The sequence below is a fragment of the uncultured Microscilla sp. genome, from assembly GCF_947493425.1.
In the GTDB taxonomy this organism is placed as follows: Bacteria; Bacteroidota; Bacteroidia; order Cytophagales; family Microscillaceae; genus Microscilla.
In genome coordinates this window covers 1-19666 of sequence record NZ_CANLRP010000158.1, presented here as the reverse complement: position 1 = coordinate 19666, position 19666 = coordinate 1, and the positions used below count along the sequence as shown (strand labels likewise).

The following is a 19666-nucleotide window of genomic DNA, read 5'->3' as shown; positions in this document are numbered from 1 at the left end:
TATCACAAAGCAGCTTTCAAACTATTTTTTCACTATAGAAACCAAGGTTTACTCATCATACATTGAATAGAACAACCAAAAATATTAGCCTGACGGCTATGGTGGAGACACGAGCTGAGGCGATGATGGTACTTTTGAAAAACCGAATCTATTTCTAAATCTCGATTCATCGGGCAGTTTTACTGTGCTGAGCTCAACGAAGTCAAAAGCTGGGTAGAGTACTTACTGCTACCTCACCCCTACACAGTCACTGTACTCTCTACAAAATCGATGATCAACTCCATGGTTTGGGGGATTGCCTCCAGGTTGAGCGTATGACCAGCCTTAGGTATGCGTTTCAGGTCGCTATTAGGAATATGGTCGGCTATAGCCTGATTGATGGCCGGGGTGCACAAAATATCTTCCTCCCCTACTATTACCCTTACGGGAACTTTGATTTTAGCCAATTCCTTTCGGTAGTCGCCACTTTCGGCAGTTGCCTGCATCAGTTTCATCAGATTGGTAGTAGGCAAGTGCAAATCTCTTCTGCCAGTTTTTATCGCCTCTATAGGAATCAAAGGGTTCTCAAAATAAGAACGCCCCAATACCGCAGGCAACATCACATCTAGCATCAACGGGTAGCCTCCTGCTTGCAAAGCACTAAACCAAGACACCCCAAAGGCGTCGAACATGGGGGGCTTGTGGGCAAAAGATGCCATAATGATACTTTTGGTGACTGCATCGGGATAGTTGACCAGGAGTCGTAGGCTCACCGCCCCACCGTACGAAATGCCAATCAGGTAAACATTCTCAAATTTGAGCGCATCTAACAAGTGTTTTACTTCGTTTGCGTGGTCTTCAAATGAACGTGCCTCTGCCGGAGCATCAGATTGTCCCTGAAAAATGAGATCGACCAAGACAATTCGATAGTTTTCTTTAAGTTTGGGCAGATAGCCTCCCCAGGCAATGGTAGACTGTGACAAGCCACCTAAAAAAACCAAAGTTTTGTCTGCATCAAGGTTGCCCTGTACTTCATAGTACATTTTTGAGCCGTCGGGTAGGGTATGAAACACTGTTTGTGGGAGTTTAACGTTGAAAAATAAGCTATTTTAACGCTAATAAACTAAAAGACTTGCGATAAAGCAAAAAACTACGGCGACTTGAGCCTTGTCGATGATCAATTTCGTATAGTTATAAAATTAATCACGTATAGTTGAATTTTTAAGTCGTTTATGAAGCAGACCATTTATTTCATTTATTGTTTTTTTATCATTGCTTTCTCTACCCATGCCCAACAAGGAGCTTTTCGTTTTTCTTCCCATACCAGTGTCAAAGACTACCAACCTGGTACTATAGTATACAAACTAAAGCCTGCCACCACTCAAGCACCTACTTATGGGCGTAACCAGACCTTGAGCTACCAACAACCCAAAATGTTGAACGAACTAAAGGCGACTCAGCCAGTTGAGAAGTTTCCGCATGGGTTGTTGCCCAAAACCACTGCCAATGATGATAAACTTGCCAAAAACGAACTAGCCAGCAATGGTTTGATGCGGCTTTCAGGTATTTATACTGTGTCGCTACCTTTGAGTGTAAACCTGGAACAGGCCATTAGCCAACTTAGACAAGACCCACAGGTAATATATGCTGAGCCAGTATATACCAATTTTCGAGCGCTCAAGGGTAAACCCTCCACCAAGGCTGTGCTCAACCCCAACGACCCAGAACTCAGCAACCAATATTACCTGGACAAGGTAAAAGCCAAGCAAGCCTGGGATGTACAACAGGGAACACCCTCGATGTTGATAGGGGTAGTTGATTTTGGTTTTGAGATTGACTTGACTATTCCGGCAGCACACGGCGATTTGGCTGGCAATTTTTTTGGGGCAATAGATGTAGGCAATGTATTTTCAAGCGATAATAACCTGACTTATGCTGGCACCCAAGACGCGCACGGTACCCAGGCACTGGGCATTACCTCGGCTACTCCCAACAATGCGCTCAACATCGCAGGCATAGGCTATAACTGTAGATATATTGCGGTAAAAGCAAGCGACGACACAGGGCAGCTGACCAACCCCTGGGGGGGCGTACAAACCGCTGCCGCCAACGGAGCCAAAGTAATTAATATGTCTTGGGGGCGTCCAGGGCAAGCCAGTCGCTTTGAACGTGATTTTTTGACTGCCATTGTAGAAAAATATGACGTGGTGTTGGTAGCCGCTGCCGGGCAAGATATTGAAACTTTTACCACTGGAACAGAACGTTATTGGTACCCAGCTTCTTATGAAGGCATTGTACTGAGCGTGACGGGCTCCAATCAGACCGACGAAAAAATGAGCACAGTTGATTTTAACGAAAAAGTAGGGCTGATTGCCCCTGGGCAAAGTATAAGAACACTGACCAAGGGCAATACAGTAATTGATGCTGCTGGTACTTCGTTTTCGGCTCCTATAGTCACTGGTGCAGCAGCTTTAGTAAGGGTACAGTATCCCAGCCTAAACGCGGCTCAGGTAATAGCCCGTCTGCGCGCTACAGCAAACGCCAGTATGGTATACGGTGTGGCTGCCAACAGTAGCTACACAGGCAAGCTGGGGTCGGGTATGGTAGACATACACCAGGCACTGACTGAGGTAAACCCCAAATTTGTTGCTTTGTCTACTCATTCGTTCAAAGATCCGCTCGCCAAAGCAGGTACTACCGCTCAGCTGGTATGTAGTTTCAAAAATCAGCTTACCGCAATTGCCAACCTTCAGGTAGAGTTGAGCACCACTTCTGCTTTTGTTACCCTGAGTCAAAACACGGCCACATTGGGGGCAGTAGGCACCTTGAGCACTATTGATAATTTTGCCGCGCCTTTTGGTTTGAGCATAGCCGCCAACACCCCCGCCGATACCAAGGCGTTTTTTACGCTTACCTTCAAAGATGGCGCTACTACCCTGCACACCTTGTCTTTTTACGAGACCCTCAACCCTACTTTTACTTCGGGTAATCGTATGATCAACCTCACTGCCAATGAACTAAAGCTTAGCATAAACGATGTAGGCAGGCTTGGAATTTACGATGATCCTGGAGCTACTTTTAACCTGGGGCTCAATTACAAGGGAAAAATTATACTGAGCGAAGCAGGCTTGATGTTGGGCACAAGCAATAGCAAGGTGTCAAACCGGGTAAAAGCCACCGAAACTAACTTTAGTCTTACCCGTGATGACAAGTTTACCTCTGCGCAATCGAGTATTCAGTATTTAATAAATAATGATACTTTACAGGATGTGACCACAGTGTATGAAGATATAACTAACAATACAGAACGGATCAATATAGAAGTGCAACAACGCACCCGCGCCTGGAGGGGTACGAATAAAAATCATTTTATTATTGTAGAATACAAACTACGGAACGTGAGCGGCACCACGATCAGCCATTTGTATGCAGGCATATTTGCCGATTGGAACATAGGCGACTTTCAGGATAATTCGGTGGCTTGGGAAGCCGATAGTAGCTTTGGCTATGTGCACAATGGCAGCACCTATGCCGGGATAAAGTTGCTTACTACCCAAAACCAAACGCCTACCTACCGTGCCATCAGCAACTCTTCGGCCACGCTCAATATTAGTGGTGACTTTACTACTTCCGAAAAGTTTACCGCCTTGTCGAACACTGATTTGAGTACCAACAATGCCGCCAATAACGCTGACGTATCACATGTAGTAGGGGCACAACTGAGCAACCTTGCCCATAATGAAACCCGCACAGTGGCTTTTGCCTTGATGGTAGCCGATAACCTAAACGACCTTAAAACAGTGAGTCATAACGCGAAAAAGCAGTTTTTGATCGCCAAAACAGCCCCTTTGCCCAACCTTAACAACCCCACGGTATGCCCAGGCAGTAGTATCTCTTTGGCCCCATCTAACGGCACTACCTTTGAGTTTTACGCTGCGCCTCCCCCTGGCTTACCACTGCATACCGGGCGTTCGCTCAGCATCAATAACGTAAGTGTGACAGATACTTTTTATATAGTAAACAAAGACTCTCTTGAAGCAAGTGCCGCCAAACAGGTCATTGTAAATGTAACCCAACCTACCGCCAGTTTTACTTTATCGCAAGATACTATAGAGGTAAACGGAACGGTGGGCTTGAATGACCTAAGTACAGGCGCCAACCAGTGGAACTGGGACTTTGGCAATGGACAAACTTTTAGTGGCAATGCGCCTTCAGCCCAAATCTACAGCACAGCAGGCACTTACCAGGTCAAACTTACTACCACTTCAGCGGCTGGCTGTACTCACTCGTTTGTTAAACCTTTGGTAGTGTTAGATTGTAGCGGCAATACCGACGCTATAGTAACCCGTACTGATACTCTGGACATAGGTGGGGTAAATGATACTTTGAGCTTTAAAAACACAAATACAGCGGTGGCGGCTTATCAATGGGATTTTGGCAATGGCAATACTTCGGCAGAAGCTAACCCGCTCCAGTTGTTTACCACTGTAGGCAATTACACCATACGCCTTACTACCACTCACTCCAATGGGTGTAAAACTACTACCACCAAAAACCTAACCGTCATCAATAGTTTTACAGTAGGGGTAGCAGAGAGGCTCAAACAACAAATAAAACTGTATCCTAACCCTTCGGAGGGGGTATTTAAGTTAGCTTTGCCTGCCTTACCTGCCAAAGCCCTGGTACGCCTGACCAATGTACATGGGCAGGTGTTGTACCACCAACCAACCCCGCACAAAGGCGCACAGACAATACAAGTCAACCAATCTCACTTGCCTCCAGGTGTGTATATTTTACAAATAAAATGGGGCGATGATGTCTTGACTAAGCGAGTCATTATTCACGCCCGATAAGTGGCATCAGCTTAATAACTAAAATATTTTAGAATCCTGTTTGGCAAAGTAGCCAGACGGGATTTTTTATGCAGAAAAACTATGAAATATAACTATGGTAGAATAACTTGGCTTAACATGCTAAATGTGAAGCTTTAACCGCAGGAGGCTTGACTACAAGCTATTATACTCTGGTGGTAGCACTTTTTTAAACATTATACTATGAGAAAACTACTGACGGCAGGTCTACTTATGCTATTGATTACTTGGGCTAAGGCACAAAACACCCCCAGAATTACTCCTATAAGTGCTCATAAAGTAAAGATTAGCTTGCACTACCAAATACGGCTCAACGATGCACGCAACCAGGCATACTTGCTACCGCAGCAAGAGCTGGGGCGCTGGCTCATAGCGGGTGTTTTAGCAAAAAAAATCACCCCTTATTACTATGCGCTCTCTACCCCAAAGCATACTGTCCGCACAATGACACCAGGGGCTTTTCGGCAACGACTCAAGTACTATGACAACGCAGTGGGCGACTCGGTAGAGGTAAGCCCCGCCGATATGCATTTAGTTGAGTTGCAACTGATGATTGATACTGATAAAACACGGGGTAAACTTGATGAAAAAATTGAGTATTTGAGTATTTTTTACCTCAACCCTATCCAAAACAAAAACCTGCCTATTGCTACTTTTGAATATGCCCAGATACGCAAGTACCTTAAAAGAAGGTTTAGAAAGTCGATCCGTGCCCGTCACTTTGAGGCACTGGAGGCTGTTTGGTACCCTGCCCTAAAAAAACGCCAGTTAATAGGTATGCACGAGGCACTTGAACGGCATTGGTATGCTGGCAAAATGATGTATAATAATGCTGGACTGGGCAATAATCGGCGGGTAGCCTTACCGCTTAATCATCTAATGTACGCTCAAGTATATGGCAAGCAAGTACCTCGGTTTAATCCTGACACTGCTTTGCAGCTTAAGCCCTATTTTATGCCATTGGGCAAACGAAAAATACGCACTACATTATGGCAAGCTCTAGACTTAAGGCAAGCTTCCAATAAAGCATACAATCAAGGGGCATTCTCGTTGAGCGCAGCTTTGATCAAAGGGATTAGAGCAAAAAAAATACGAGCTTATTACCACACCAATGCGCCTTTTATTCGCCGAAAGGCTAACAAAATGCAGCTAAGAGATTTTGAACAACACCTGACTTATATACAAGGTAATGACACGCTCAAGGTAAATATTGACAGTTTGTATTTGGTAGGAATGCACGAATTTTATACGCAATATACCCGCAAAAACAAAGTAAAAAGGCAAGTGCAGGCGCTTACGCTGATGATACCCCAAGGCGCTACTACCGAAGCAGTTTTTGGCAACTTAAGGGTAGCAAATGTGCCTTACAAGCAGGTAGTAAGGTATTTGAAAAAACTACAACGCAAACAGCCTACTGCTTACGCTTGGGTAAACAATTTTATGAAAAGAAAATACCATACAACTCTTGTTCGGTTTTCGCACCCTCAGAATGATTACCTGAAAAACATTTTGCAACTAAAGTTTCCACAACTTTCTTTAGACAAAATAGAACAAAAGGCCTTGCAGCTTGGTTTGGAGGTAGGTCAATCATTGAGATATAAATAAGGTGCTTTTTATTTTTTTTAAAGGTGATTTGTACCTATATCCTAAAAATAGCCTACTTTTGGAAATCAATTAAATGGCAAATAAGTTAAGATGGTTATTTTTTAAATGGTGCTTTATGCAACAACTATCAAAAAACTAACTTAAATTACACGTCAAGAAAAACTTTATAGGAATGATTATTTTTATTTTTTTAGCTACCCACTGGTATCTATCCCTGTTTTCACAAACATTTTTCCTTCATCGTTATGCCGCTCACAAGATGTTTACGATGTCTAATTTTTGGGAAAAATACTTTTTCGTTTTTGCCTACATTACGCAAGGATCGTCCTACATGAGCCCTTATGCTTACGGCGCTATGCACCGTTTGCACCATGCTTATGCTGACACCGAAAACGATCCTCATTCACCATCTTACGATGCCAGCCCTTTTGCTATGATGTGGCGCAGCAAAAATGTATACATGGACATTTACAATAAGCGTGTTGACCTGGAAGATCGATTCGTGAAAGATTTGCCTAAATGGCATTGGTTCGACAGTTGGGGCAACAACTGGATCAGTCGTATTTTGTGGGGACTGTCTTACATTGCTTTTTATGTAGTGTTTGCCGAGTACTGGTGGATGTACCTGTTTTTGCCAATTCACTTTATTATGGGACCTTTGCATGGGGTGATCATCAACTGGATTGCGCATAAATATGGTTACCGTAACTTTGAGGTGCAAGACACTGCCCATAATATTATGCCACTCGATGTGTTTATGATGGGCGAAGGCTACCACAACAACCACCACGCCAACGGGAGCCGGGCTAACTTTGGATTCAAATGGCACGAGCTAGATCCTACTTTTGTGGTAATAAAGGTGCTCGATGCATTGCATATTGTCAGGCTGGTACCTGAAAAAGTAACCAAAACACAAGAAAAACAAAAAGAAACTGTGGCAAGTTGATACGCTTTCAAGATATACTATTAGGCATTGCCATTGGTGATGCCTTTGGTGCAGGGGTAGAGTTTCAGGATAGACACTGGATACAACAAAACGTTGATTTTAGCCAACTTGTTAATGCTCGAAGCTCTATTGCTGCCCACTTGTCTCCTTTACCTCCCAACTTTCCCCCAATCAACGCTTTTACCCAAAACTATGTTGCCTGGAGCTATACCGACGACACAGAGATGACTATAGGTTTGGTGAAAGCCTTGATGTCAGGCAAAACATTTACTCCTGATGTATTATACGATTGCTTTAGGCAAGAATACCAATTGGGGACTACTCAAAATGGTTTTGGACGCAACGGTCATGGCTCAATGCAATGGGTGTTTGATGGTAAAATGACTATAGACGAAGTACGAGCTTTCCAGCAAAACCGCCCCTATCCGGGTAATGCGCCTGTATCGCGAGTGGTGCCTATAGGGTTACTTCCCATGCATTTGGTTACGCCTTATGCTCTAGTCAATGCCAACGCTACTCACCCCCACCCCAAAGCCCATGTAGCAAGTATATTAGTAGCCCAAGCAACTCATTTTTTATTGAAGCAAGAGGGGTCTCCGGTTAACTTGATGGGATATTGCCAACAACAAATCAAGGGCTTAGACGCTGAAACTGAAAACTTATTGGCACAAGCCGATGCCTTGCCTGTTCCTAAAAACCTACAGACCGCACACTATGAAGTACTATGTGGTACACAGCCGATCACTGCCCCTCGTTTTTTACCGGGTATCTATGGTTTACCCTCCGATGCCATGCTCACTGCCATCAGTACAGTATATATTCTCAAGCATGCCCAAAATGCTTTTGAAGGTTTGCAATATGCAATAAACCTAGGGGGTGATGTAGACTCACTGGCTTCGGTGTGTACTGGGATATTGGGGGGAAAGTTTGGGCTTGGGTCACTACCCAACTTCATGCTTAACCAAGTAGAAAACCGATCTTACTTGCTTGAAGTTGCCAAAGATTTTGATGACTGGCTTTAAAGGAATTCAACGCCTACTCTTTTTGGTCTTTAGCTCGCTTTACCTCCTCTATATAAGGCTCAATATGAATGAGTACATCGGCAAGTTCGGGTATTTTTGCTTTGAGGGTGTCTTTGAGCTTATGGGCTATTTCGTGCCCCTGCCTCACCGTAATTTCAGCGTCTACAATGGTATGTAGGTCTACATAAAACTTAAGCCCCATTTTCCTTATCAGGCATTTCTCAGTATCCAACACCCCTTCTACTTCTTGCGCTACTTCTCTCACTTGCTGCAGCACAGGATCGTACAAATGCTCGTCCATGACTTCGCCCAGGGCAGGTCTAAATATAAGGTAACTGTTGTACAAAATAAGCCCGGCAGCAAATAAAGCCGCCCAGTCGTCAGCAGTTTCGTAGTTTTTGCCCAACAACAAAGCCACCGAAATGCCAATAAAAGCAGCCACTGAGGTAATGGCATCGCTGCGATGGTGCCAGGCATCTGCCCTGAGCGAGGAGCTGTTGACTTCTTTTGCCTTGCGACTGGCAATGCGGTAGAGGGTTTCTTTGAAAGCAATGATGGCGCCCAATACAATGAGGGTATAAGGACTGGGGAGCGGGTGTGGGGTATAAATATTGCGGATGCTGCTGTAGGCAATCACCACGGCAGAGCCTACCAAAAACAACACTACAACAAAAGTAATGAGTGGCTCGGCACGTCCATGTCCATAAGGGTGGTTCTCGTCGGCTGGACGATTGGCATACTGCAGTCCAAACAAAACCAGCAATGAAGCAAAAATATCACTGGTAGATTCAATACCATCAGCAATGAGTGCGTAAGAATGCCCAAAGTATCCGGTTACCCACTTAACAATTGCCAACAAGGTATTGCCTGCTATGCTTAAGTAAATGGTTTTGATAGCAACTTGTTCGTTGTTCATATACAGTGGGGTTATGGCTTAACTGTAAAGGCAAATATTAAGCCTGAATATGACAGAAAACCAACTCGCTGTCTTGGCGACCTTTTACCTGCAAACTGATCAGGCTGGGGCTTTCGAGCACCAATACATCGCCTTGGTTTACCGTATGCTTTTCGTTGTTGATGTAAATACTTGCCTTGCCCACATATACATACATAAAAAACCAACTGGAGGAGGTTTTAAGAGGGTAATCTATGATTTGATTTTTATCAATTGCCAACCCCTCAAGCGTACCTTGGGCATCGCCCATGGTCATAAGGTTAAAATCGGTACATTGTCCTGTCGAAGTAGTGTTCCAACTTCCCTCAAACATATCAGTGTCAAACTTATTTAAATGACTAGTGTGTTGCCCCTCGTGGGTAAGGGTCATAGTGCCATCGAGCACCATTAGTGTCCGCGAAACATCAGGCAATGAGGTAAACTCAGAGGTATCTGCTTGTACAGTAGCCGCACTTAGCCTAAAGCTAAAGTTGAGTTGATTATAAACCGCTGTTCTGGGGTAAATAAAAAACTCGGTGGTAGTCCCCCCTGCCCATTGAGTCTCGTGAAAACTTTCTGCAGTAAGAATGGTAGTGCTCATTGAACTATGCATTTTTGTTTTTCAATGTTAATCAAAATTCTTATTTCTGTCAAATTTACTAAAGTAGGATTTTTTAAAGCAGAAAAAAGCTTTTGTGCGTAAATTGTTCGCGACTCATTGACAGAATGAGTAGTTTTTGAGTCTATAAACTTTTGCCAATGTTCGAATAGTTTAGCTGAGCCTTGGTCAACAGTACTTTATAACAAAACCATTTTTCGCGCCACAGCAGGTGCAAACACAAGAAAGTACCAATATGGATCAGTATAAGAGCAGCTACAGCCTTTCGGCACTTTAAACAAACAACTATACTAAGATGAAAGTGATTTTAAGATTTACAGGATTAGCTGAAGCAGAGCTCAGCACAGCAAGCTGTAGCTTCGGTTGATTAATGATTGGTATTCAGACAATTGGTCAAAACCTATCCCCAAAACCATTTTTGTTTAATTATAACTTATCATGAAAACAAACCCTCAATTAGATATTATGATATTGGCCGCGGGTAAAGCAAGCCGTATGGGGCAAGCCAAGCAGTTGCTTAAACTCCATGGACAAAGCTTACTGGAGATTTGTTTGGCAAAAGCTACCACCTTGCCCACCACCTCGGTAGTAGTAGTGTTGGGGGCATACCTTGCCCAAACCCAGCCGCTGGTGAATGCTTTTGGCAAAGGGGTACACACAGTAGTAAACAAAGATTGGGCAAGTGGTATGGGAGGCTCTATTGCCACAGGAATGAACAAAATACTGGAGATAAACCCTTTGGCAAAAGCCACCATGGTTTTACTTGCCGACCAACCTTTGGTGAGTGCAGAAAAGCTGCATGATATGCTTAGGTTATATCAGCAAAAAACTGCTCCTATAGTCACAAGTGCTTATAGTGGTACATTTGGGGTACCTGCCATATTTGAACGTGCCCTGTTTGAACACTTACTACAGCTAAAAGGGAAAACTGGAGCAAAAAAGGTGATGAAGCAGCACTTAGATCAATTGACTTATTTTGATTTGCCAATGGCTGCTTTTGACGCTGACACCCCAGAAGATTTTGAACAAATCAAGGCGATGGTTGCAAATAAGGGGTGCTGATTAATAAAATAACAACTTTTTCCATCAATCACGCCGAAGAAGACGGCAGCTGTTTTTTCCGCTTTGTGGAATCTCTGATTGAACGATGAAAAACCTGCCAAAATTTGCACTTTGTTCTGCGGCTAGAGAGGTTTTTAACTTTGCTTGACTTCATAATATGTTGTTTACTATAAACCAACTCACCTGTTCTTTTTTGAACTTCCCTATGTGTTCTCTATATTGGGCGCTGGTATTTATACAATTGCAACTTGAATGACCATCAAAAAATCAATGAAACACTTCAATTACACTTTTCTATACCTGCTTTGGGGAATAATCACCGCATTTACAGCTTGCCAGCCTGCCAATAAACCGGGCACAACAGGCGCACAAACACCAGGCTCAAATAAAAAAAAGACAACTGGATTGCTAAAGTATGTACGCCCACTAGTGGGCACCAAAAACATGGGGCATACTTTTCCGGGGGCTACTGCACCTTTTGGCATGGTGCAGCTCAGCCCCACAACCAATATACAGCCTTACCTGACTCCTGATGGTAAATACAACCGCGAAACTTACCGCTATTGCGCTGGCTATCAATATGGCGATTCTACCATTTTTGGCTTTGCTCATACGCATTTCAGTGGTACAGGCCATTCAGATTTGGGCGATTTTTTGGTGATGCCTACTACTGGAAAACTGCACCTCGAACCAGGCAAAACAGACAGTGGCAAGGCAACCCCAGGTTGGCATTCCAGGTATTCGCACGCTAACGAAAAAGCCCAACCGGGTTACTATAGCGTGCAATTAGACAATTACAATATTAAGGCAGAACTCACCGCAAGCGAACGGGTGGGTTTTCACCAATATACTTTTCCTAAGAGCGACAGTGCGCACATTATTCTTGACTTGGTGTACAATATTTACAATTTTCCGGATAAAAACGTGTGGACTTTTGTACGCATAGAAAACGATTCTACTGTGACAGGTTACCGCCAAACTACGGGTTGGGCACGCAACAAAAGGCTGTATTTTGCCATGCAGTTTTCTAAACCCTTTAAGAGTTATGGGCACAAAAAATATGACCGCAAGCAATATGGAGGTTTCTACCGCAGGTTTAACGAAGAAGAAAACTTTCCGGAAATGTCAGGGCGTAATTTGAGGGCATATTTTAATTTTGACACTGAAGCCAACGAAAAAATCAAGGTAAAGTTTGCCTTGTCAGCAACAGGTACTCAAGGGGCGCTCAAAAACATCAAAGTAGAATTACTTCACTGGAACTTTGACAAGGCCAGGGCTGAAACCCAGGAAAAATGGAATGAAGAGTTGGGCAAACTACAGGTAGAAACCATCACCCCTGCCGATAAAGAAACTTTCTACACAGCCTTGTACCACACCATGCTTAGTCCTGTGGTGTTTGAAGATATAGACGACGCTTACATGGGGCTCGACCAGGAGATACACCGATCAAGAGATTTCACCAATTATACCATTTTTTCGCTGTGGGACACTTACCGGGCTTTGCACCCTTTGTTTAATATTTTACAGCCTGAACGCAACAATGACATGATCAAGTCGATGTTGGCACACTACAAACAAAGCGTACACCGAATGCTGCCTATCTGGAGCCATTATGGCAATGAAAACTGGTGTATGATTGGCTATCATGCTACATCGGTCATAGCAGATGCTATAGCCAAAAATGTGGGCGACTTTGACAAAAAACTTGCCTTGGAAGCTTGTATAAGCACCTCTACCCGCACGTATTTTGACGGAATAGGCGATTATATGCAACTTCACTATGTGCCTGAAGATAAAAGTAGTTCGTCGGTGTCGAAAACCCTGGAGTATGCCTACAACGATTGGTGCATAGCCCAGGTAGCAAAGGCAGTAAAAGATACCGCTACAGCTGTGCGCTATCTGCAACGTTCGAAAAACTACCAAAACTTGTACGACCCTAAGGTGGGCTTTATGCGTCCAAAACTTGCCAATGGCAAATGGAAGCCTGAGTTTGACCCAATGGATACTCACGGGCAAGGATTTATTGAGGGCAACGCCTGGAACTATGGGCTGTATGTGCCTCATAGAATTGACCACATGATAGAGATGATGGGCGGCAAAGACAAATTCAGCCAACGACTTGATTCGTTGTTTACTATGCCCATAGATGACAAATACATTGAAAAAAATGAAGACATTACCCGCGATGGAATCATAGGCAACTATGTACACGGCAACGAGCCTGGACACCATATACCTTACTTGTATAATTGGACTAACCAGCCTTGGAAAACACAGGCAAGAGTGCGTAATATTATGCGTACAATGTATAGCAATGAAGTAGATGGCTTGTGTGGCAATGACGATGCCGGGCAAATGTCTGCCTGGTATGTATTTAGCTCGCTGGGGTTTTACCCGGTATGTCCGGGGTCTGACCAATACGCTATTGGCAGCCCCTTGATAAAAAAAGCTACCTTACAACTGGAAAACGGGAAGCAACTGGTCATTGTGGTCGAAAACCAAAGTGAAGAAAACGTATATGTACAAGGGGTAAAAGTGAATGATCAAAAGATCAAGCGCAACTACCTGACCCATAGTGATATTGTAAACGGGGGGAAAATTGTATTTACCATGGGCAAGCAGCCTAAACTAAATTGATGGTACTCAGCCACTTTTTGCCAATTTCCGGAAAGCTGAGGGAGTGGTTTGGGTGTTTTTTTTGAAGGCGGTATTAAATGCCGACAAGGAATTGAAACCGCTCTCGTAGGCTATGCTGGCAATGGTATGTTGGTGGTATCGGGCATCGCGAAGTAGTACCTGGGCTTGACCAATACGATAGGTGTTGATAAAGTCAGAAAAGTTTTGCTGGCGTTGCTCATTGATTACCTGTGATACGGTACGAGGAGCCAAATGGAGTTTCTGTGCTACCTTGTCGAGGGTAAGCCCTGGATCTAAAAAAGGTTGTTCGGTATCGAAAAACGTAAGAATCTGCTCCAACAAGTCTTGCGATTTGTCTTGAGCAATTTTAGAGTTTTTATATTTTTCCGGAGCAGGTGTTACTACAAATAGGCTATTGCGCTTGAGCGCTACATAAATAAGCCCATATACCACTATGGAGTACATCAAAGCACCCGTAATATAATAGGGCAATACCCTGACATAATGCAAAGTATAAGACAACCAAACCAGGAATATACCCAAGGTAAGGTTACGTACCCAACGAAGCTCATGTGGTTGCAATGACGATGACTGCAAGGCTTGACGCCAATGCCCTAATGCAAGAATGAGGTATATAAAAAACTGGAGCAATATAAAGCGATAAGGGGCAAAAGCAGTATGGTTGGAAACGTAAGCAGCAATGAGGGCATAGATAAAAAAAGGCACAAAATGTAGTAAATAAACAGCCCTAAAACGAAAACGCTGTTGTTCGATAAACGCCCTTACATATAAGTACAAGGCAGGACCTATGGCAAGTTTGGCGCCCAGCCCAAAGTTGCGGATGTGATCGGGCAAATCGTCGGAAAAGTAAAGCAAAACAGACTTGCCGATGCGTAGGGCTAGGGCAAAAATAAGGATAGATAAGAGTCGGTTGGCAAGTTTGCGTTCGCCTTGGATAGTAAGCAGGTATAACCCAAAAAAAATACTCTCTAACACTCCCAAACTGCTCAATACCAGCAATATTTCTCTGTACTTTTCCATAGTGTAAAATTAAGCTACCTAAACAACATAAGCAAAAAGCCTGGAAGTTATCAGTCAATACTCAGGTTAGCTTTTTCTTGAGCTACGATGGGCTTTAGCTTTTAGCTTTTTTTGTTCTTCTGTGTAGCTTTAGCCGTTAGCCTTTAGCTTTTTTTGTTCTTCTGTGTAGTTTTAGCCTTTAGCTTTTGTTTAACTGTTTGTAGGGAGCTTTTAGCTTTTTTTTGAACTACGATAGGCTTTTAGCATCGCTTGCGCCCATTCGTAATTCGTAATTGAACCATTCGTAATTAAAAAGCTTCGCACCCATTCGTAATTCGTAATTAAACCATTCATAATTAAAAAGCTTCGAGCCTTCTACCATTGGCATTTATAACTTTTTAGTAGTAAGTTTGTTATTCACAATATTCCAATGCTTTTTATGCTTTTTGGGCAAAATAGACTTAATAGGTGTTTATGCTCACGGAAAGGCTATCGACTAAAAGCTATGGACTATTTCATTCATTGCCACTGAAATTATGAGTCTGGAACAAGATTTTAAAGACGCAGCCGAAAAAAAGGCTTTCGATATAAAGCATAGAAATACGATTAGCTTTAATATGGGGCGCTACCATACCTCGGTAGACAAAGGGTTGACCCAATACGATGATCATGACCTGGCACGCAGCCGGGCTGCTTACATAAAAACCCAGACTATAGACAGTCTGGATACTCACTTACTTGAGTTTGAAAAAAACTTTACTGCCAAAGGAGGAAAGGTAATTTGGGCAGAAAACCACCAACAAGCCCTGCAAGAAATCGACAAGATTTTTAAGGCAAACGAGGCAAAAATGGTGGTAAAGTCTAAGTCGATGACTACCGAAGAAATTCATTTGAATGAGTTTTTGGAAAAAAACAAGGTAGAGGTAGTAGAAACTGATCTGGGCGAATACATTGTACAACTTGCCGGGCAAAAACCTTATCATATTGTAACGCCCGCCATGCACCTCTCCAAAGAAGATATTTCTGATATATTTCACGCCAAACTTCAAACCCCCAAAACCGATGATGCGGTAGAACTTACCCTCACGGCTCGACGATTGTTGCGCGAAAAGTACACCGACGCAGAGATTGGTATTACTGGGGGCAATTTCCTGGTAGCTGATGTGGGTGGTGTGGCAATCACCGAAAACGAAGGCAATGCCCGTTTGTCGGTTACTTTTCCTAAAGTGCACATAGCCATTGTGGGCATAGAGAAAGTAATACCTACTATGCAAGACCTCGACTTGTTTTGGTCGTTGCTCTCTACCAGTGGTACCGGGCAACGCCTGACAGTGTATAATAGCATTGTAAGCGGACCTCGTCAAGAAGATGAAACTGACGGTCCGGACGAAATGTATGTGGTGTTGCTGGACAATGGACGAACGAAACTACTGGCTGACGCCGAAAAACGCCAAGGCTTGAACTGTATCCGCTGTGGGGCTTGTCTGAACGCCTGCCCGGTGTACAAAAACATTGGTGGGCACACCTATAATACGACTTATAGTGGTCCTATTGGGTCAATCATCACACCTAACCTTGCCGGAATGGAAAAGTTCAAACATTTGAGTTATGCCAGTTCGTTGTGTGGGGCTTGTGCTGCGGTGTGCCCGGTAAAAATAGACATTCCCAAACAATTGTTGCTCAATAGGCACGAAAGCACCAAGCAAAAACTGGCACCCCGCAGCGAGCGCATTAGCTTTAGGCTCTGGAAAATAGGTATGAAAAAACGTAGTAGAATGAACCTGGGCAGTGCTCACATGAAAAATGCATTTTTTAGGCGCTTTTTCAAGAAAACCTGGGGAAAGAGGCGCGAAGACATAGAAGTAGCACCTAAGTCGTTTAACCAACTCTGGAAAGAAAGACAAAAGGGTTTGGCGAAAGCGGCGAAGAAAGAAACGAAGAAGAAGGGTTAGTTGGGAAATTTTACAGCCTAAAGCTTTCAAGAAGTTACCAATTTCAGTATATGTTGATTTTTAACGGTTTATTAAATCAGCAAATGGAAGCCAGTAGTCGGGAAAGCTTACGTTCAGACCAGAGTCGACGGTGCTGACGCATCACATAAAATTAAAACACCTCGTTCATTTTTTATTTTTGAGCGGGGTGTTTTTGGTTGGTTAATTACCTTACAAGCAATTAACCTTTATCTACTAGACATTGTACTTCGGGGGCAAGCCGTAAATAATAGACATCCCCATGTGAAAGGGACCACATGAAAGAAAAATTAAACACAAAGATGCTCGGTACGATTTTTTGAAGATAAAGTGGACTTTCAGTGTTTATGTATGCATCAGTTTTAATCTAGAGCAATTACCTACTTAATTGATCTTTCAGTTTTTTTATCAATTCATCCCGTTTTTTTGGAGATTTATGCTTATTTAAAAACAATGGAATTTTTTTGATTCGAGCAATAAGGAATGCAGCATAATCTTTTACTCTAAACCTGAAGTGGTTGGCATTTCGACGAGAATAAATAATACAATTATCATCTAACAAACTAGTGAGTTCTGGGATGATGATTTTTCCTAGCTGCATAACTCGTACACCAGGACCAAGTCCAAGATGATCACTGGCAATGAATGCCCAAGAGTTGCCAGAACTATAAAACCATTGAGGATAATAACCTGTCATTTTCAATGCTTTGGCATATAAGCGAGCTAGTTCTCGTTTTGCTTGTTTATCAAAGGCAGTAAGCTTAAATTGACGATTTCCGATAATTAAGTCTACATAAAGTTTTATTTGATCATCAATTTCTGGGTGAGTAATGAGCGTTAATAGAGTTTTATTATGTTTTTTCCACAAGCTATCCTTTATTGACTCTGACAGATCATTTTCCTGTTTTTTTTTATAATAAAGTCAGCCAATAGCTCTTCTTTTGATCTCAGAAGCGTTTTTGACAGCGTGTCTTTTAGCTGACGAATTAATAAATCCCGCTTTATAAAAGATTTATACTTTCCTAAAAGAAGTGGATTTCCTTGTAGATGACTTATATAATACGCTGCGTAGTCTTTGACTCGTACCTTTAAATTCCTGTGGGTATAAGAAGTGTTCAATTGAATCAGGCAGTCATTATCTAACAAAGGACGTAATGCCTTTATCATTGCTTTACCAAGTTGCCCAATTCGCGCTCCTGGACCACGCCATAGAAAGCGCTCATTAATATATCCCCAAGGCCAAGATTCATTGTTATTAATAGTGCCCCCAAAAGGCTCTTGACAAGCTTTACGTAATGCCTTAGCATAGAGTTGAGAGAGTGTCTCCTTCATTTTTTTTGTAAGGTATGATGTACCATACAGTTTGTGTGAGATCTTTAAGTCAATGTACAATTTAGCCTGATCGCTAATTTTAGGATGCACAATAATTTTTAATAAATCACGATTTATAGAATACCCGTTCCAAATACTATCAGGAGAAAAAATGAAGCCATGATCTTTATATTCTTTTAAATAGTCTGCTATTTTTTTACTATTGTATTGAGCAGTAGCTATAGTAGAGAAAGACCCAAGTTTCACAAGAACTAAAACTAAAATTAATTGTCGCTTCATTATTTTTTCTTTTGTTGGTTACGCCAAGTAGTACTCTCATCTAGTAACAATGTTGTTGCATTAATAAATCCACTTTTACCTGTGTGTTCCCCATCTACTATTTCAACGCGCATTTGATTTGAATTAACATTTGGATTTCTACTGTATTTTCTTTTGAAAAAGTTACTATGATTTAAAATCCTGAAACGGGTCCCCTTATCAAGAGTAGCCAAAAGCGAAGCTCCTCTTTTTTTTAGATTGCTCATTAGTCTTACATTATTTTGATTCAATACTTTGACATCCATTATGGGCAAGTTGATTGTATTGTATTCTATTTCCTTGTCTCCCTCTAAATCCATAGCTTTTGATTTATTCCAGATTTCAGAAGCTTTGAAAAATGAAGAACTAGGAGCACCTTGAGATATTACTTTTAAAGGTAACATTTTATACTTACCATTACTATCTATGCTCCAACCCCATTGCACCGCCCCATAATAACGGCCTTTTTGCTTACCTGCTACTGCTAGAGCTGTGGTTTCTAATACTTGATAAGAATTCACACGTTTATTAACAGGAATCCCGCTAAAGGTAGACCCAGGAATATCTACTACCCGAGCAGGCTCAATTCTTTTTTGTTTATCCTGTGGATTTTTTTTGTAGCAACGCCCTGGTGCGCTTAGATACGAACTAAGTTCAGTATCTACTTTTCTTCCCTGTGTAAGCTTGGTTTCCCCCTTTTGTCCTTCTAAACGATAGAGAGGATTACTATCATAATTCCAGGCATCTATATGAGTTCCAGCGTCTGTTTGAGCTATTTGATTGTTTAGTTTAATGGCGTCTTCGGGGGCAATACTATGCTTTTTCCGATAACTTTGATGTTCTAAATCTGTATCTATCAAATAATTGATCTTACCCATCTCTTTCATGCGTATTGTTTGTACCATTTCAATTAATGATGCATCAACTTTATCAGGGTTTGGAACAAATTCTAAGACTACATTAATGCCAGTTTGGGAACCTGATTGGGCTTCTTGAACTTGAAAACGCCAAGTTCCCCAATAAGTTTCTACTAAATCATCTCTATTAGTACTAGTTTTATTGCTTACAACATCATCTCTCCTCTTTAAAAGTATTGGATTATCAGCTACATAAATGCCATAAGGAGGCGGTTTTAAGGAGGCACCTTGAGGCGTCTTTGAGGATTTATTTTGAGTAATTCCAGCAGGCTTAATATTTTTATTAGGATATATTTGTTTTTTCATTTTTAATCAGGTTTTTTTTGTACTAAAATGTACAAATATTTAATGAAAAATGCATTTTTTAGGCGCTTTTTCTAGGTTAAACGCACTACTTCGGAATATTCTTCTTAATTTTTATCTTTACCTTCAAAAAAGCAATGCACTTAGGAGAA

14 protein-coding genes are annotated in these 19666 nt (G+C 42.2%); 7 read left to right on the top strand and 7 right to left on the bottom strand.

What is annotated here, in order from left to right; translation table 11 throughout:
- Nucleotides 1–239: 239 nt before the first annotated feature.
- Nucleotides 240–1052: an alpha/beta hydrolase gene (locus Q0954_RS26780; protein WP_299462456.1), complete on the bottom strand. Its 813-nt coding sequence runs from the start codon at nt 1050–1052 to the stop codon at nt 240–242.
- A 159-nt stretch (nt 1053–1211) separates the two neighbouring features.
- Here Q0954_RS26780 and Q0954_RS26775 point away from each other — a divergent pair, with 159 nt between their 5' ends.
- From Q0954_RS26775 to Q0954_RS26760, 4 genes are all read left to right on the top strand, one after another.
- Nucleotides 1212–4832: a S8 family serine peptidase gene (locus Q0954_RS26775; protein WP_299462453.1), complete on the top strand. Its 3621-nt coding sequence runs from the start codon at nt 1212–1214 to the stop codon at nt 4830–4832.
- A gap of 201 nt (nt 4833–5033) precedes the next feature.
- Nucleotides 5034–6455 carry a hypothetical protein gene (locus Q0954_RS26770; protein WP_299462450.1) on the top strand — a complete coding sequence of 474 codons (1422 nt, stop codon included), beginning with the start codon at nt 5034–5036 and terminating at the stop codon, nt 6453–6455.
- A gap of 172 nt (nt 6456–6627) precedes the next feature.
- The gene (locus Q0954_RS26765) at nt 6628–7401 is read left to right on the top strand and encodes an acyl-CoA desaturase (protein ID WP_299462447.1); all 774 of its coding nucleotides are present in this window, start codon (nt 6628–6630) and stop codon (nt 7399–7401) included.
- Nucleotides 7398–8423: an ADP-ribosylglycohydrolase family protein gene (locus Q0954_RS26760; RefSeq protein ID WP_299462444.1), complete on the top strand. Its 1026-nt coding sequence runs from the start codon at nt 7398–7400 to the stop codon at nt 8421–8423. The genes Q0954_RS26765 and Q0954_RS26760 overlap by 4 nt, the downstream gene beginning before the upstream one ends.
- A 13-nt stretch (nt 8424–8436) precedes the next feature.
- On the opposite strand, the gene Q0954_RS26755 is transcribed toward Q0954_RS26760, so the two are convergent.
- Both Q0954_RS26755 and Q0954_RS26750 read right to left on the bottom strand, forming a co-directional pair.
- On the bottom strand, nt 8437–9339 hold the full coding sequence (locus tag Q0954_RS26755) for a cation diffusion facilitator family transporter (protein ID WP_299462441.1): 903 nt from the start codon (nt 9337–9339) through the stop codon (nt 8437–8439).
- Nucleotides 9340–9376: 37 nt separating this feature from the next.
- Nucleotides 9377–9958: a HutD family protein gene (locus Q0954_RS26750; RefSeq protein WP_299462438.1), complete on the bottom strand. Its 582-nt coding sequence runs from the start codon at nt 9956–9958 to the stop codon at nt 9377–9379.
- Between the two features lie 456 nt (nt 9959–10414).
- Here Q0954_RS26750 and Q0954_RS26745 point away from each other — a divergent pair, with 456 nt between their 5' ends.
- Nucleotides 10415–11038 carry a nucleotidyltransferase family protein gene (locus tag Q0954_RS26745; protein ID WP_299462436.1) on the top strand — a complete coding sequence of 208 codons (624 nt, stop codon included), beginning with the start codon at nt 10415–10417 and terminating at the stop codon, nt 11036–11038.
- Between the two features lie 270 nt (nt 11039–11308).
- Nucleotides 11309–13675 (top strand): GH92 family glycosyl hydrolase, encoded by a 2367-nt coding sequence (locus tag Q0954_RS26740; protein ID WP_299462434.1) that lies wholly within the window; start codon nt 11309–11311, stop codon nt 13673–13675.
- A 6-nt stretch (nt 13676–13681) separates the two neighbouring features.
- Here Q0954_RS26740 and Q0954_RS26735 read toward each other — a convergent pair whose 3' ends face one another.
- A complete protein-coding gene (locus Q0954_RS26735) occupies nt 13682–14716 on the bottom strand; it encodes a helix-turn-helix transcriptional regulator (RefSeq protein ID WP_299462432.1) in 1035 nt (344 codons plus the stop codon).
- Between the two features lie 515 nt (nt 14717–15231).
- On the opposite strand from Q0954_RS26735, the gene Q0954_RS26730 reads away from it, so the two are divergent.
- Entirely contained in the window at nt 15232–16647 is a 1416-nt protein-coding gene (locus Q0954_RS26730; protein ID WP_299462430.1) for a lactate utilization protein B, read from the top strand.
- 394 nt (nt 16648–17041) lie between these two features.
- Here Q0954_RS26730 and Q0954_RS26725 read toward each other — a convergent pair whose 3' ends face one another.
- From Q0954_RS26725 to Q0954_RS26715, 3 genes are read right to left on the bottom strand one after another with little or no spacing between them, the layout of a single operon-like run.
- On the bottom strand, nt 17042–17533 hold the full coding sequence (locus tag Q0954_RS26725) for a hypothetical protein (RefSeq protein WP_299462428.1): 492 nt from the start codon (nt 17531–17533) through the stop codon (nt 17042–17044).
- An 8-nt stretch (nt 17534–17541) separates the two neighbouring features.
- Nucleotides 17542–18276, bottom strand: coding sequence for a hypothetical protein (locus Q0954_RS26720; protein ID WP_299462425.1), 735 nt, complete (start codon nt 18274–18276; stop codon nt 17542–17544).
- Entirely contained in the window at nt 18276–19517 is a 1242-nt protein-coding gene (locus Q0954_RS26715) for a hypothetical protein (protein ID WP_299462422.1), read from the bottom strand. The genes Q0954_RS26720 and Q0954_RS26715 overlap by 1 nt, the downstream gene beginning before the upstream one ends.
- Between the last annotated feature and the right edge of the window lie 149 nt (nt 19518–19666).

Bases quoted from the DNA above. Each gene is read 5' to 3' on its own strand.
- Q0954_RS26775 (WP_299462453.1), top strand. From the start codon at position 1,212: ATGAAGCAGACCATTTATTTCATTTATTGTTTTTTTATCATTGCTTTC.
- Q0954_RS26740 (WP_299462434.1), top strand. From the start codon at position 11,309: ATGAAACACTTCAATTACACTTTTCTATACCTGCTTTGGGGAATAATC.
- Q0954_RS26715 (WP_299462422.1), bottom strand. From the start codon at position 19,517: ATGAAAAAACAAATATATCCTAATAAAAATATTAAGCCTGCTGGAATT.
- Q0954_RS26755 (WP_299462441.1), bottom strand. From the start codon at position 9,339: ATGAACAACGAACAAGTTGCTATCAAAACCATTTACTTAAGCATAGCA.
- Q0954_RS26750 (WP_299462438.1), bottom strand. From the start codon at position 9,958: ATGAGCACTACCATTCTTACTGCAGAAAGTTTTCACGAGACTCAATGG.
- Q0954_RS26730 (WP_299462430.1), top strand. From the start codon at position 15,232: ATGAGTCTGGAACAAGATTTTAAAGACGCAGCCGAAAAAAAGGCTTTC.
- Q0954_RS26720 (WP_299462425.1), bottom strand. From the start codon at position 18,276: ATGAAGCGACAATTAATTTTAGTTTTAGTTCTTGTGAAACTTGGGTCT.
- Q0954_RS26765 (WP_299462447.1), top strand. From the start codon at position 6,628: ATGATTATTTTTATTTTTTTAGCTACCCACTGGTATCTATCCCTGTTT.
- Q0954_RS26770 (WP_299462450.1), top strand. From the start codon at position 5,034: ATGAGAAAACTACTGACGGCAGGTCTACTTATGCTATTGATTACTTGG.
- Q0954_RS26735 (WP_299462432.1), bottom strand. From the start codon at position 14,716: ATGGAAAAGTACAGAGAAATATTGCTGGTATTGAGCAGTTTGGGAGTG.
- Q0954_RS26745 (WP_299462436.1), top strand. From the start codon at position 10,415: ATGAAAACAAACCCTCAATTAGATATTATGATATTGGCCGCGGGTAAA.